At 65.3% G+C, this 14792-nt stretch carries 12 protein-coding genes; 6 read left to right on the forward strand and 6 right to left on the reverse strand.

The features are described from left to right. Positions 1 to 25: 25 nt before the first annotated feature. A complete protein-coding gene (locus tag EET13_RS07585) occupies positions 26 to 652 on the reverse strand; it encodes a hypothetical protein (protein ID WP_122441699.1) in 627 nt (208 codons plus the stop codon). A 3-nt stretch (positions 653 to 655) separates the two neighbouring features. Beyond that, positions 656 to 2998 carry a nitric-oxide reductase large subunit gene (locus EET13_RS07590; protein WP_122441700.1) on the reverse strand — a complete coding sequence of 781 codons (2343 nt, stop codon included), beginning with the start codon at positions 2996 to 2998 and terminating at the stop codon, positions 656 to 658. Positions 2999 to 3284: 286 nt separating this feature from the next. Here EET13_RS07590 and EET13_RS07595 point away from each other — a divergent pair, with 286 nt between their 5' ends. From EET13_RS07595 to EET13_RS07605, 3 genes are read left to right on the forward strand one after another with little or no spacing between them, the layout of a single operon-like run. Then, on the forward strand, positions 3285 to 4085 hold the full coding sequence (locus EET13_RS07595; RefSeq protein ID WP_122441701.1) for a universal stress protein: 801 nt from the start codon (positions 3285 to 3287) through the stop codon (positions 4083 to 4085). A gap of 35 nt (positions 4086 to 4120) precedes the next feature. Next, complete coding sequence (gene dosR, locus EET13_RS07600; protein WP_122441702.1) at positions 4121 to 4768, forward strand: hypoxia response regulator transcription factor DosR/DevR; 648 nt, start codon at positions 4121 to 4123, stop codon at positions 4766 to 4768. 9 nt (positions 4769 to 4777) lie between these two features. Further along, positions 4778 to 6511 carry a GAF domain-containing sensor histidine kinase gene (locus EET13_RS07605; RefSeq protein ID WP_122441703.1) on the forward strand — a complete coding sequence of 578 codons (1734 nt, stop codon included), beginning with the start codon at positions 4778 to 4780 and terminating at the stop codon, positions 6509 to 6511. On the opposite strand, the gene EET13_RS07610 is transcribed toward EET13_RS07605, so the two are convergent. Further along, the gene (locus EET13_RS07610; RefSeq protein ID WP_122441704.1) at positions 6491 to 7489 is read right to left on the reverse strand and encodes an Acg family FMN-binding oxidoreductase; all 999 of its coding nucleotides are present in this window, start codon (positions 7487 to 7489) and stop codon (positions 6491 to 6493) included. The two genes, EET13_RS07605 and EET13_RS07610, sit on opposite strands and share 21 nt — an antisense overlap. A gap of 183 nt (positions 7490 to 7672) precedes the next feature. Here EET13_RS07610 and EET13_RS07615 point away from each other — a divergent pair, with 183 nt between their 5' ends. Continuing rightward, the gene (locus tag EET13_RS07615; protein WP_122441705.1) at positions 7673 to 9064 is read left to right on the forward strand and encodes a WS/DGAT/MGAT family O-acyltransferase; all 1392 of its coding nucleotides are present in this window, start codon (positions 7673 to 7675) and stop codon (positions 9062 to 9064) included. A gap of 7 nt (positions 9065 to 9071) precedes the next feature. On the opposite strand, the gene EET13_RS07620 is transcribed toward EET13_RS07615, so the two are convergent. The 3 genes from EET13_RS07620 to EET13_RS07630 all read right to left on the reverse strand — a co-directional run bounded on the left by EET13_RS07620 (position 9072) and on the right by EET13_RS07630 (position 12952). Next, a complete protein-coding gene (locus tag EET13_RS07620) occupies positions 9072 to 9500 on the reverse strand; it encodes a pyridoxamine 5'-phosphate oxidase family protein (RefSeq protein ID WP_122441706.1) in 429 nt (142 codons plus the stop codon). 4 nt (positions 9501 to 9504) lie between these two features. Next, on the reverse strand, positions 9505 to 10488 hold the full coding sequence (locus tag EET13_RS07625; protein ID WP_122441749.1) for an Acg family FMN-binding oxidoreductase: 984 nt from the start codon (positions 10486 to 10488) through the stop codon (positions 9505 to 9507). Positions 10489 to 10684: 196 nt separating this feature from the next. Then, the gene (locus tag EET13_RS07630; protein WP_122441707.1) at positions 10685 to 12952 is read right to left on the reverse strand and encodes an MMPL family transporter; all 2268 of its coding nucleotides are present in this window, start codon (positions 12950 to 12952) and stop codon (positions 10685 to 10687) included. Positions 12953 to 12995: 43 nt separating this feature from the next. On the opposite strand from EET13_RS07630, the gene EET13_RS30240 reads away from it, so the two are divergent. Then, a complete protein-coding gene (locus EET13_RS30240; protein ID WP_168990713.1) occupies positions 12996 to 13160 on the forward strand; it encodes a hypothetical protein in 165 nt (54 codons plus the stop codon). 12 nt (positions 13161 to 13172) lie between these two features. Beyond that, positions 13173 to 14642, forward strand: coding sequence for a flavin-containing monooxygenase (locus tag EET13_RS07635; RefSeq protein ID WP_122441708.1), 1470 nt, complete (start codon positions 13173 to 13175; stop codon positions 14640 to 14642). Positions 14643 to 14792 lie beyond the last annotated feature (150 nt).

Raw genomic sequence — 14792 nt, forward strand, 5'->3', positions numbered from 1 at the left:
AAGATGACGCCGATCAGCACACCGGTCACGATGTCCGGTCCTCCTTGCCTTGCCAGCCGCCCCAGCGAGTCGAATAGCGGTCGATCGCGGCAGCCACCTGGTCCTCGATCGCGGTGCGATGCGGCAGATGGTCCGGCGCGTTGGACGGCGTGGTCCACAGGTGGCGGGCGAGCGGCATGCCCAGCAGCACCACGACCAGGATGGTGCCGGCCAGCACCACCACGTCGGCCGGCGAGTGGTTGGCAATCATCGTCGCCAGCGGCAGCACGATGCCCAAAGCGGCTACGCAGCAAGCGATCCCGCGGTGGAAGCGTCCGGCGTCCGAGTGCGGCCACGGGTCCACCTCGCGGCTGATCTCGCGGCCGTGTTCCGACGTCGTGCAGCTGCCTTTGACCGGACAGCTGTTGCACACCACCGGCAGCGCCCGATACCGCATGACCCGGTGCCGGGGATCGAACGAACTCGGCCACAGCCACTGGTCCTGTGGACACACCCAGGCGTCGTGGTCAGGGTGATAGGTGAACTGACCGGTGCGCCAGCGCGCCGCACGCGCTGACGCCCGTCGCGCCATCGAGTCGAAACTCCATCCGATGGCCAGCAACGCCAGCGAATACCCGGCGATCAGCGCGACCGAGGCAGCCGGCGGCGCCACCGCTCAGTCCTTCATTGCCGCTGCGGAGCCGGACGTCGGCTCGGCGGCGATCTCGGTGTAGAGCGGATGCTCGGGCAATTCGTCGACCGTCGAACCGGAGCGGAAATTGCGCAACGCGGTCCAGGCGATCCAGACGAACGGCAGGACACCGCCGACGATGAGGATCAGATCACCGGGCATGCGCAGCCATTCGATCACCGCGTTGCCGGGCTTGGTGATGTAGCCCAGCGAGCGCGCCTCGAAGTAGCCGTCGTTGACCGAGTGGTACAGCTGCAGAATGCCCAGTGGCAGCAGCGTGGCGAACACCATCCATGCCAGGCCGATGTTCATGCCCCAGAACGAGATTCGCGCCAGCTTCTCCGGCCACTTGTCGGCCGGGATCACGTATCGGAAGGCGAACATCGCCAAGCCGACGGCCAGCATGCCATAAACCCCCATCATGGCCGCGTGCCCGTGGTTTGCCGTCAGCGCGGTGCCGATCTCGAAGTAGGACACCACCGGCAGGTTGATCAGGAAGCCGAAGATGCCCGCTCCCACGAAGTTCCAGAACCCGACCGCCACGAGGAACATCACCGCCCAGCGGTGCGGGAACGGGTTGGCGTCCCCGGACTGCTGACGCGCGCCCAGTTGCAGGAAAGCCCACGCCTCGACCGTCAGGAACGTCAGCGGAATGACTTCGGCAGCCGAGAAGAACGCGCCCAAGGCCATGTGTTCCACCGGCGTTCCGGAGAAGTACAGGTGGTGCATGGTGCCGATGACGCCGCCGGCCGAGTACAGGATGACGTCGAGGAAGATCACTCCCAGCGCGATGCGTTCGCGCACCACACCCAGCAGCACGAACATGTAGGCCACCATCACCGTGGTGAACAGCTCGAGGAAGTCCTCGACCCACAGGTGCACCACCCAGAAACGCCAAAAGTCAGCGACGGTGTAGTGGGTGCCGCTGCTGGCCAGCAGCCCGACGGTGTAGAAGGTGGGGATCGCCAGGCCGGAGAAGAAGAACAACCACGGCATGTTCATCTTCGACTCGCCCTTGAGCCGGGCGCGCATGCCCCGCCAGATGATCGCGATCCACACGAACATGCCGACGATCAGCAGGATCTGCCACAGCCGCGGCAGGTCGAGGTACTCCCACTGCTGCGAAAGCAGGCCGCCCTGCGGGATCACGCCGTAGATGGACAGCGCTTCACAGATCAGCGAGCCGAACACCACCACGGCAACAGCGCCCAGCAGCACGTAGGCCAGTAGCCCCTGGCGCTTGGGCTCCCGTCGGCTGATGAACGGCACCAGGAAGATGCCGCCCGCCAGAAACGCTGCCGCGGTCCAGAACAGTGCGAGCTGCAGATGCCAGGTGCGGGCCAGGTTGTACGGCAACACCCGGGCCAGGTCTAGGCCGAAGAAGTTCGACAGGTCGGCGCGGTAGTGCTCGGCGGCGGCACCCAGCAGTGTTTGCGCCAGGAACAGCACCGACACGGTGGCGAAGAACCAGATGGTGGCCCGCTGTGCTGGTGTCAGGCTCACCTCGCCGGGCTGTCGGAAGGAAAGGGTGGACGCCTCGGCGCTGTGCCAGCCGACCTTCTGGCTCCAGCGTCCGTAGATCGCGAACATGATGCCGATGCCGCCCAGCAACGCGATCAGCGACAGCGCCGACCACAGGATCACCGCCGCGGTCGGGCCGTTGTCGACGCGCGACTCGGCGGGCCAGTTGTTGGTGTAGCTGTATTTGTGGCCGGGCCGCTCGGCCGCGGCTGCCCATGCCGTCCACGCGAAGAACGCGGTCAGGTCACGGATTTGGGCCTTGTCGGTGATCAGCCGCGGCAGCAGCCCGTACTTGGTCGAGTTCTCACCGAAGTAGGCCGCGTAGTGGCTTTGGATGTGTTCGAACGCCGCGGCTTGGCGGTCGGTGAACACCAGCGTCTTGGTGCCGGGGTTGTAGCGGTTGGTCCGAAACTCGGTGACCACCCGATCGCGCGGGTCCGCCGCGCCCTGTGCACGTAGCTGATCGGCGACGTCGTCGGTGGCCATGCGCAGGTAGTCGGCGGTGTAGTCGGGGCCCAGGTAGGCGCCGTGGCCCAGCACCGAACCGTATTGCATGAGGCCACGCGCCTGGTACAGCTCTTGGCCGCGGGTGATGTCGTCGCCGGTGAACAACACCTGGCCGGACTCGGTGACAACCTTCTCCGGTAGCGGCATCGCTGCGGTATAGGTGCGGTAGACCAGGATTCCCATCACCAGGAAGCCGAAGATCATCACCAGGGCCACACCCTGAATCCAGCCCTTGCCGATCAGCGGACGCGCCGATTGCCGGCTGGGGATTGGCGATGACGATGTCTGTTGAGCAGCCATTCCGAGATCTCCTGTTCCGGTGGAGGGCTGTATCGCCGCGGGTCCGACTCGTGTTCACATGCAACGACGGCTCGTAAACATCCAATTCGTCTATCGCCGCCGTGGCAATAGCGGGTTTGTGAGAGCCGGCTTGTGAGGGCTGGTTTGCGAGGGCTGCTTCGGTTGGCCGTTTTGGCTGGCGGCTCGAAGGACCAATGGCACTGATATCGGGACCAACGCCTCTGGGTGAGCCGGGTCCGGCATCGATAACGTGCGATTAGCCAACGGCTCAGCAGAGGAGAGCACGATGAGCAACCCGTCAGCCCCGGCGGTGGTCGTCGGTATCGACGGATCGAAGGCGGCAGCCCAGGCGGCGCTGTGGGCAATCGACGAGGCGGTCAGCCGGGACATACCGCTGCGCCTGGTGTACGTGATCGATCCGCTGGAACCTTCGGGCGGCGGCGGTCGTGATGGTCGGCAAGGCACGGCGCACGCGGCGCTGTTCGACGTATGCCGGGCCGTCGAGGCGACCGGACCTCCGGTCAAGGTGGAAACCGAGATCCTGTGGGGCAGGCCCCTCACCAAGCTGATGGAGGAGTCCAGGTCGGCGGTGATGGTCTGTGTCGGGTCGATCGGACTCAACCATGCGCGCCGAGGCGAGGGCTCGGTCGCGGCGACCCTGGCCGGGTCGGCGCTGTGCCCCGTGGCGGTGATTCAGGTACCGCCCGGCGGAGCGCCGGCACCCAAGGTCGCCACGGTGGTGGTGGAGGTGAACAACGGTTCGGTGCTGCGACATGCGTTCGAGGAGGCAAGGTTGCGGGGAGTTGCGCTGCGGGCTCTGTCGGCACGCGTGGCCGAACTCTCGGGCGACGCCGGTGACGGAAACCGTTTGGCACAAGCACAATTGAGCCGCAGGCTGGCCCGGTGGACGCGGCTGTACCCCGACGTCCAGATCGAGTCGACCATCATCCGCGGACATGCCTGCCGTTACGTCACCGCCAACGCCAAGGCGGACCAGCTGTATGTCACCGACTCGCACGCCGCGCAGGCGTGCAACGTCTACAGTGCGGGATGCTCGGTGCTGACCGTGCGCAGCGGCAACCTGTAACACTCGGATCCCACGACTACTTCAGGAGTTCTGCCTTGGTAACAGTCTTCTTAGTCGATGACCACGAGGTGGTGCGGCGTGGCCTGATCGATCTGCTCGACGCGGACCCGCATCTCGAGGTGGTCGGCGAGGCGGGTTCGGTGAGCGAAGCGATGGCCAGAATCCCCGCGGCCCACCCCGACGTGGCGGTGCTCGACGTCCGGTTGCCCGACGGCAACGGCATCGAACTGTGTCGTGATCTGTTGTCGCGCATGCCGGAGCTGCGCTGCCTGATCCTGACGTCCTACACCTCCGACGAGGCGATGCTGGATGCGATCCTGGCCGGTGCCAGTGGATATGTCGTCAAGGACATCAAGGGAATGGAATTGGCTCGTGCCGTCAAAGAGGTGGGCGCGGGACGGTCGCTGCTCGACAACCGGGCCGCGGCCGCGTTGATGTCCAGGCTGCGCGGCGCCGCCGAGAAGCCGGACCCGTTGTCCGGCCTGACCGACCAGGAGCGGACACTGCTCGGTCTGTTGAGCGAGGGTCTTACCAACAAGCAGATCGCCGACCGGATGTTCTTGGCCGAAAAGACGGTGAAGAACTACGTGTCGCGACTGTTGGCCAAATTGGGAATGGAACGCCGAACCCAGGCCGCGGTATTCGCGATGCAGTTGCAGCGCGCGCGCCCGGGTGCCGGGTGATTCGCGCCCATGGTTGACAACAAGCCTCCCGTCGACGGCGGCACCACCCTCGACGCCGGTCTGCGTCCGCTGCGCCAAACGCTTTCGCAACTGCGGCTGCGGGAGCTGCTGGTCGAGGTGCAGGAGCGGGTCGAACAGATCGTGGAGGGCCGCGACCGCCTCGACGGGCTGGTGGAGGCGATGCTGGTCGTCACGTCGGGCCTGGACCTGGACACCACTTTGCGCACGATCGTGCACTCGGCGACCAATCTTGTCGATGCCCGCTACGGTGCCCTCGAGGTGCACGATCGCGACAAGCGGGTGCTGCAGTTCGTTCACGAGGGCTTCGACGAAGCGACGGTCCGGCGCATCGGCCACCTGCCCCAAGGTCTCGGCATCATCGGTCTGCTCATCGACGAGCCCAAACCGCTACGGCTGGACGACCTTTCACTGCATCCGGCGTCAGTGGGCTTTCCGGCCAACCACCCGCCCATGCGCACCTTCCTCGGGGTACCGGTTCGGGTGCGCGACATGTCGCTGGGCACTTTGTATCTGACCGACAAGACCAACGGTCAGCCGTTCAGCGACGACGACGAGTTGCTGGTCCAGGCGCTGGCCGCGGCCGCGGGTATCGCCATTGCGAACGCGAGACTGTACCAACAGGCCACGGCGCGCCAGTCGTGGATCGAGGCCACCCGCGACATTGCCACCGAGCTGCTCTCCGGCGCCGAGCCCGCGACGGTGTTCCGGCTTGTCGCCGAGGAGGCACTGAAGTTGACGGCCGCCGACGCGGCTTTGGTGGCGATACCGCTCGACGAGAATATGCCGGCCGCCGAGGTAACCGAGGTGCTGGTGATCGAGACGGTCGGTAGCACCGTGGCTTCCGTTATGGGGCAAGTCATTTCGTTGGCAGACACCGTGCTCGCGGACGTATGCGCCGACGCCTGCCCCAAACAGGTCGAGAAGTTTGCGTTGGACGGTGTCGACGTCGCGGGTCCGGCGCTGCTGTTGCCGTTGCGGGCCACCGATACCTGCGCCGGCGTCGTCGTGCTGCTGCGCCACAGCAATTCGGGACCAGTCACCGAGGAACAACTCGAGATGATGGCCGCCTTCTCCGACCAGGCCGCGCTGGCATTGCAGCTGGCCGGTTCGCAGCGCCGGATGCGGGAGCTCGACGTTGTGACCGAACGCGACCGCATCGCACGCGACCTGCACGACCACGTGATCCAGCGGCTGTTTGCCGTCGGTCTGGCGCTGCAGGCTGCCGTACCGCGGGCTCGGGTACCCGAAGTGCAGCAACGGCTTTCCGAAGCCGTCGACGACCTGCAAGGGGTCATCCAGGAGATCCGCACCACCATCTTCGATCTGCACGGCGCCTCGGCGGGCATCACCCGTCTTCGGCAGCGAATCGATGCCGCTGTCGGCCAATTCGCCGGCTCCGGATTGCGCACCTCAGTGCAATTCGTCGGGCCGCTGTCGGTGGTCGACAACGTGCTGGCCGATCACGCCGAGGCGGTGGTCCGCGAGGCGGTGAGCAACGCCGTGCGCCACGCGCGGGCCACGACCTTGATGGTCCGGGTCAAAGTCGCCGACGACCTGTGCATCGAGGTGAGCGACAACGGATGCGGCATGCCCGAGCACTTCACCGGGAGCGGCCTGACGAATCTGCGCCGTCGTGCTGAAGAGGCCGGTGGTGAAATGGCCATCGAAAGCACACCCGATGGCGGAACCTCGGTGCAATGGTCAGCCCCGCTCCTCCAGTAGCTCCCGAGGCCAGTCGACGACCTGGGCAAGGCTACGCCGCGGCGTGGCCGGTAAGGGATCGGCGTTGATCGGCGCCCAGCCGACGCGCAGCAGCATTTGCGGGTAGCCGCTGTCGCCGAACACGTCCGTGCGAACGGCGTCACGCGTGCTCTGGATCTCCAATGGTTCGGTGATCGGGCAGGATGCCAATCCCATGGCGGTTGCGGTCAACAGGACGGCGCTGGTGGCCTCCCCGGCCCGCAGCCGGGACACCCGGTCGTCGTTGTCGGTGCCCAGGGCCAGAATCACTCCGCCGTCGTCGGCGGGTGCGACCCCGGCGGGCTGGGCCAATGCGGGCGCGGCGAACAGCCGGCCGGGGATCGGGGCGCTGCGATCCGACGGCGGCGTGTTGCGGGCCGGAACCCCGGCCATGCCGCCGTACCGCCCGCTCCAGGTGGTGAGCTCGCGGATGTATCCGTCGTCGCTCGCGTGGGTCCACACGGCTTGGGTGACAATTGATCTCATTTTGTCCAGGGCATCGACCTGGCGCAGCATGACCCCGCAGCGAGCCGCCCGTGCGGCCATCTGGGCCACGTCACCTCCGGGCACCGGCCAGGAGCTGTAGACGCGACGGTCGGTTCGTCGTCGCGGGATGGCCGCGGCAAGCGCGATGTCGGCCTGGTCGGGAACCTGCGTCTGGACCTTGATGGTCGCCAGGTGGCGAGCGTCGTCCGGAGCGGGAAAGCGACTTACCCTGGCGTGCCAGCCCATCGACGCCAGGGCGACGGCGCAGTGATGCAACACGACACCGCAGCTGATGATCAGATCCCGGCCATCCGGGTCGGTGCTGTGCAGCTGCCTGTCGGGCGCGGAGAACAGGTCCACGCTCGCCGTGCCCACCCGCCAGCGCCACGGTTGAGTGTTGTGGACCGACGGCGCCCGGGTGGCCAGCGTGAGGACCGCTCGCAGGGTGCTCGCATCCGGAAATTGGGCGTCCATGGCTGCCTTTCGGTCAGACCAGCCGTCCCGCTGCTGTCATGCATCAAGGATCGGCGCGGGATATCCGATCCTGGCAGAGCACGAAGCCCTCGGCAAGCAGGGACCTTTGGCCCTGCCACAATGCCCCGACGCACGGCATAGTGTTACTGAGAGTTGCAGACAAACCGGGAAACGACGCCGATAATGAATCACTTGACCACGCTGGACGCAGGGTTTCTCAAGGCCGAAGATGTCGATCCACGGGTGAGCCTGGCCATCGGTGGCCTCGCGGTTGTCGAAGGGCCCGCCCCCGACCAGGGTGTGCTGGTGGCGACATTTGCCGAACGCATCCGCGCCTGCCCGCGATTCGGGCAGCGGTTGCGGCTGCACCCATTGGGCCTCGGCGCACCAGAATGGGTGGCGGACCCGGATTTTGACATCGACCGGCATGTGCGGCGGGTTGCGGTGCCGTACCCGGGAGACGACCGTGAGTTGTACCGCGTGGTCGCCGACGCGATGGCGCGGCGTTTGGACCGTGATCGCCCGTTGTGGGAGCTCTGGATCATCGAGGGCCTCACCGGCGACAGGTGGGCAATGCTGACCAAGGTCCACCATTGCATGGCAGACGGAATCGCGGCGTCGCACATTCTTGCCGGGTTGTGTGATCCCAGCGGCCATGTCGCCCGGGACAGTTTCGCCCACCAGATTCACGGCGCGCAGAAACCAGAGCTGGGCGCATTGAATCCGGTGAGCCTGCTGAGCGGCCTGCTGACTGCCCCGGGCGCGATGGCCTCGGGTATCGTCCGCGTCTTCCAGGGCGCCGGCGAACTGCTGGCCGGCCTGTTGACCCCCGCCGAGTCGACGCTGAACGGGCCGCTCAGCGACCTGCGCCGGTTCGGCGGGGCGCGGGTCTCGCTGGCCGACCTCGACCTGGTATGTCAGACGTTCGGTGTCACCATCAACGACGTTGCGCTGGCAGCGATTACCGAGAGCTACCGCAACGTCCTAGTTGCGCGGGGGCAGCGCTCCCGGCCGGGTTCGTTGCGCACGTTGGTGCCCGTTTCGGTCCGTACTACGGGCGCCTTCGGCGAGATCGACAACCGCGTATCGGCGATGCTTCCGAATCTGCCTGTGGAGGAGGAAGATCCGGTTCAGCGGCTGCGCAGGGTGCATGACCGGTTGACCCGCGCCAAGTCCAGCGGGCAATCCCAGGCCGGAAACATGCTCATGTCCGTTGCCAATCGCATCCCGTTCGCGATCACGGCGCGAACGGTCGGCCTGCTGATGCGGTTGCCTCAGCATGGGATCGTGACGGTGGCGACGAATGTTCCCGGACCGCGTCACCCGCTGAAGGTCCTGGGCAAACGAGTGGTGGCGCTATTTCCCGTTCCGTCGCTGGCGATGCACCTGCGAACCGGCGTCGCGATGCTCAGCTACGCCGACGACCTGAGCTTCGGAATTCTCGCCGACTATGACGCGGTGGCCGACGTCGATCAACTGGCGCGGGGAATCGAAGCCGCGGTAGCCCGTCTGGTGGCAATCAGCAAGCGGCGCAAGGCCCGTCGCGCCAAGGGGCCGTTATCCCTCGTTGTGTGAACCGCCGTCACGCGAACGTCTCGGCGCGGTCCGGCTCCGGTCCGAACATGAAGTGGCGGCCGGTGATCTCGGTCGGGATGATCCGCACGTAGTGCAGCTTCAACGTCGCGATCCAGGGTCGCAGGCCGGCCTGTTCGGCCTTCTGGACGTCGGCGTCGGTTCGCAGGACCTGGGCGCGGCCTTTGACGATCACACTCCAGCCTTCCGCGGCGTCGTGGTCGTCGGCCTCGAACGCAACCGGGCTGTTCGTCACGGCGAGAAACAGTTTCGTGCCCTCGGCCGTGCGGAACAGCACGGTGCGATCCTGCACGACGTAGTTGACCGGGAAGATTTCGGGCTCGCCGGCAATGCAGGTCACCAGCCGGCCCAGCGCCACGCCGCTCAGCAGCTTCCAGCTTTCGTCGTCGGACAGGAAGGTAACCGGGTCGTCGGACATCGACTCAACCTTTCTCGGGCTCATGGCGAATTTCAAGGACGTTGTCCAGGGGCCGCCGCGGTGTCGGCGGGGGAAGATCGTCGATCGGCGGGGTGATTCCCACCCGGACCAGGACTTGCGGCTCGCCGCGATGGCCGATCAGTTCGCGGACGATGTCGCGGCTTTCGGGCGATTCGATGAGGTGGGATAACGTGCACGTCGCCATGCCGACCATGGTGCATTCGAGGAGGACCGCCGACAGCATTTCTCCGCATCTCAAGACATCGATTCGGCTGTCGTTAGGTGTCGACAGCACAAGGATTTTCGACCAGTCGGCGTCGATGTGCGCACGGCGCTCCTGGTGGCTGCGGATCGGAAATTCGCGGCCGACATCAACCCGCAGGCGTTCGGTATCGGAGGCCAGCGCACTCGGTGGCACACCCTCAGCCAGAGCGAACGGAGAAGTCCACCAGTCAAGTTCGGCGTGATAAGACGAATCGTCGCGTCGCAGCGCTTCACTGAGCTGCGACGCTTGCACCAGCCGTGGGCGTTGATCGTCGGTGAGCACATCCAGCAGCGCTACGTTGTCGTCGACGGTGTTGCGTAGTGTCGGCTCGAAAAGGTCCCAGTAACTGGGACGGTCGAACGGGAGGCGGTCGGTTCGGCGCTGCAGAATCGCCTCGGCGCGCTGTCGCTGGTCGGTTGTGACGTGTTCGGCGCGGCTGAATTCTATTGTGGCCAAGTGGTCGGAGCGGTTCGGGTCGGGGAAACGAGTGGTGCTGGCCTGCCAGTGCGCGGCCGACATGGCGACCCGCAGGTGATCGAGTGCCGCGCCGCAGCTGATCAGTGCTTCCCGTCCGGAATGATCGGTGGCGCGCACGGTTCGGTGGCGATCGACGAACAAGTGGACCCGGCCGGTGTTGCTGCCTGCTTCGGCAACCCACCGCCACGGTTGGCTGTTGTGCACTGACGGTGCTCGGCAGGCCAGCAGGACCGCGTTCGCGAGCACGTCGATGTCCACGACGTCGACGCTACGGGCCATCGGCCGCGGCTTGCTAGGGTCATTCGTCATTTCGGCAAATGCCGAGTGTCACCGTGGTTTCACGGTAATCGGTGCATGTTCGGTAACGCTGGCATCCGGGTGTCCGCTGGTGTCCACGAGAATGGTGACTTGGGGGTGCGCAGGCTTCGGAGCTGATCGAAGATCAAGGCAGGCTTGCGGATTCGTCGATGCCGATGCGCTGGTGCAGGCGCGCCAACGGAGCCGGCGCCCACCAATTCCACTGGCCCATGAGGTACATGAACGCCGGAACCAGGATCATCCGCACCACGGTCGCGTCGACCAGCACCGCTATCGTGAGCCCGAGACCGAACATCCGCATGAACGAGACGTCGGCAGAAGTCAGCGCCGCGAAGCTGATCGCCATGATCAACGCCGCGGCGGTGATCACCCGGCCGGTGTGGGCCAGGCCGCGGGTGATGCTGTCGTCATTGGCGGCCCGTTGTGCGGCGAGCGGGGTCATGGCGGACGCATCCTGCATCAGCACGCTCCAATACTCGCGGATTCGGGCGATCAGGAATACCTCGTAGTCCATCGACAAACCGAAGGCGATGCAGAACAGCAACACGGCCAGGTTGGCGACCAATGTTCCGGTGGAGGTGGTACCCAGGCCAGCGAGGTTGCCGTCTTGGAAGACCCAGACCAGCGCGCCGAAGACGGCCGTCAGCGACATCAAGTTGAGGATCACTGCCTTGGCCGGTAGCACGACGCTGCCGGTCAGCAAGAACAACAGGGTCAAGGTCACCGCGGCAATGAATCCCAGCACCCACGGTATTCGGGCTCGGATGGCATCCACACTGTCGCGGTTGGTCTGGGCCAAACCGCCGAATTCGACCGCGCGCGCCTCGGGCGGCGGGACCGCGTGCAACGCGTCGAGCTGGACATCTGAAATGTGAGAGTACAAGGGAGCTTTACTGTTCACGGTGAGAAAGGCGCTGCCACCGGCAACGCCCGTGGGCGCGTCTGGAGGCCCGACGGCTCTGCCGTCGGTATAGGTGCCCTGCGGCGCCGAGACGTCCAGGACACCATCGACTTTCGACAGCGCGGCGGCGTATTGGCGGAGTTGGTCGGCACTCAGGCCGGCGGCCTCGGGGATGACGACCTGAATGGATTTCGCGTTGTCGTCGGTGAAGTCGCTGCGCAACATGTCGCCGACCTGGCGTGAGGACGCCGACGGTGGCAGCACGCGGTCGTCCGGGTAACCCCAGCGGGCGTGCAGGAAGGGCGCGCCGAGAAGCAGCAGCAGCGCCACGGCGGCCAGTCCGATGGGTATGCGGTAACGCAAGACGATCTTGCTCGACCGGTACCAGAACAACTGCTCGAGCGGGCGCTGTTCGGGCTTGGGCCGCCGCAACACTCGGTGCAGGAAGCGGCGAAAATCCAGCGCATCCAAGCGGTCGCCGAGCAGGGCAATCGTCGCAGGTGCAACGATGATCGCGCTTGCCGCCGCGAACGCCACCGTGGCGATCCCAGCGTAGGCGAACGACCTCAGGTAATACATGGGAAACAGCGCCAGCGCCGCCATTGACAGGGCGACCGTCATCGACGAGAACAGCACCGTGCGGCCCGCTGTCGACACGGTGCACACAATCGCCTCGTCCCTGGCGATGCCTGCGGTGACTTCCTCGCGGTAGCGGCTGATGATCAGCAGTGTGTAGTCGATGGCCAACGCCAAGCCCATGGCCATGGTCAGGTTGAGCGCGTAGATGGACACGTCGGCGGCGTAGGTGATCAACCGCAGCACCGACAGTGAACCCAGGATCGCCATTACACCGACGGTGACCGGAAGCAGCGCCGCCAGCAACCCGCCGAAAGCCCAGACCAGTACGACAAAGCTGAGCGGTATCGCGATCAGCTCCATCCGCAACAGATCACGTACCGTCTGGTCGTTGACTTGGGCGTAAATCATGGCCCCGCCGCCGACGCGAACCACCACCCCGCTGTGGCGGGCGGTCACTCCATCGCTGAGTTCGTCGGCGTATTTCTGGGCGTATTTCTGGGCGGTGTCCTCCCCGCCCGCGAGGTTGGCGACGATCAGACCGGTCTTGCCGTCTTTGCTCACCAGTCCCGATGCCGCGGTCGCCGGCTCGGTCCACATCGAGGTGACGCTGAGGACATCCGGTGACGCGCGCAGCTTTGCGACGATGCGCAGTGCTGCCGTGCGGGCCGAAGAGCTGGTGGCCCCCTGCGCCGTCGTCACGGTGACAAGCAGTTGCTGGTCGCTTTGGTGGAATGTGTCGGCCAGCAGTTCACTGGCTCGCGCCGACTCCGAATTCGGGTCTTCGAATCCGCCGGCGGATAGATGGCCGATGACCGGGAGGCCGAACACGGCCGCGCCGATCATCACCAGGGTGGCGGTCGCGAGAATGCGCCGCGGCGCGGCGGTGGTCAGCATCACGAGTCGGTGCAGCATCAAAGGTCTTCCCGTCAGGTTCAGCGGAGGAACTACGCCACAAATGCTTCGCCGGGCAATTGCGGCGGTCAAAGGTGAAGAGGATTTAAGTATTTTGCCGGTCAGTTTGACACCAAATTACGTCACACGACAAACGCTGCTTGCGGTCGAGGGATTTGCACAGGAATTATTCAGCTCTTTGGAAGCTGTCAGCCGCTGTCATGATTGATAGCATGCGGCCATGACCGAGCACCTCGACGTAATAGTGGTGGGTGCCGGCATTTCGGGTGTCAGCGCGGCGTGGCACTTACAAAACAGTTGCCCCGGGAAGAGCTACGCCATCCTGGAGAAGCGCGCCCGGATGGGCGGCACGTGGGATCTTTTTCGATATCCGGGTATTCGCGCCGACACCGATATGTACACGCTGGGCTTTCGCTTCCGGCCATGGACCGGGCAGGCCATCGCCAACGGCAAGTCCATCCTCGACTATCTCGAGAGCACGGCGGCGATGTGCGGCATCGACGAGCACATCCGCTACAACCACAAGGTCATCAAGGCGGACTGGAAAAGCGCGGAGAACCGCTGGATCGTGCGCGTCGAGCAGGTCAACGCGGGCAGCCCCATCGCGTCCTCGGTCACGATCTCCTGCTCGTTCCTGCTGCTGTGTAGCGGCTATTACTACTATGAGCAGGGCTACTCGCCTTACTTCGCGGGCTCGGAAACCTTTACCGGGCCGATCATCCACCCGCAGTACTGGCCCGAGGGTCTCGACTACGCCGGCAAGCAGGTGGTCGTGATCGGCAGCGGCTCCACCGCTGTCACATTGGTTCCGGCCCTGGCTGATTCGGGCGCAAAGCAGGTCACCATGCTGCAACGCTCACCGACCTACGTCGTGGCCGAACCGGACCGGGACGCCATGGCCGACAGGCTGAATCGCTGGCTGCCCGAAGACAAGGCCTACGCCGCGGTGCGCTGGAAAAACATCCTGCAGAAGACGGCCTTCTACTGGACTTGCCGGAGATGGCCGCAGCGCATGCGAGCCCGGCTGATCGAGCTGGCCCGACGTCAGCTTCCCGAGGGTTACGACGTGAACAAACACTTTGGCCCCCAATACAATCCATGGGAACAGCGGTTGTGCATAGTCCCCAACGGCGATCTGTTTCGCACCATCCGTCAGGGGCGGACCGAGGTGGTCACCGACACCATCAAACGGTTGACCGCAACCGGCGTCTTGCTCGAATCGGGTCGTGAGCTGCCCGCGGACATCATTGTGACCGCAACGGGATTGAACCTCCAGCTCTTCGGCGGTGCCTCGGTGAGCATCGACGGCCGGCCCGTGGACCTCGCCCGAACCATGACCTACAAAGGAATGATGCTCTCCGGTGTGCCCAATATGGCCTTCACGTTCGGATACACCAACGCATCGTGGACATTGAAGGCCGACTTGGTTTCTGAGTTCGCCTGCCGGCTGCTGAAATACATGGACGCCAACGGCTTTGGAATGGTAGTGGCCGAACGCCCGGGCTCAGGGGTCGCGGAGCGACCGTTCGTCGAGGACTTCACGCCAGGCTATGTGCTGCGCGTGCTGGAGTGGATGCCCAGGCAAGGTTCGCGTAATCCGTGGCGGGTCAACCACAACTACCTGCGCGACCTCTGGCTGATCCGGCATCGCAAGATCACCGACGAGGGTCTACGGTTCGCGACGAACTAACTCGTTCTTTCGGTACCGGCGCGTCCAACCTTGGGATCTGAGTCAAGGGGTTTTGGCGACAACGGCTTTCGTTGGTGCCAGGACCAGCCGCCGGCGGTTGCGACATCGGCAGATCTGGCAGCGCGGCCGCTTGTTCCCGTGCGCTCGTCG

Origin of the sequence: Mycobacterium attenuatum (genome assembly GCF_900566085.1) — a bacterium.
Taxonomy (GTDB): Bacteria; Actinomycetota; Actinomycetes; order Mycobacteriales; family Mycobacteriaceae; genus Mycobacterium; species Mycobacterium attenuatum.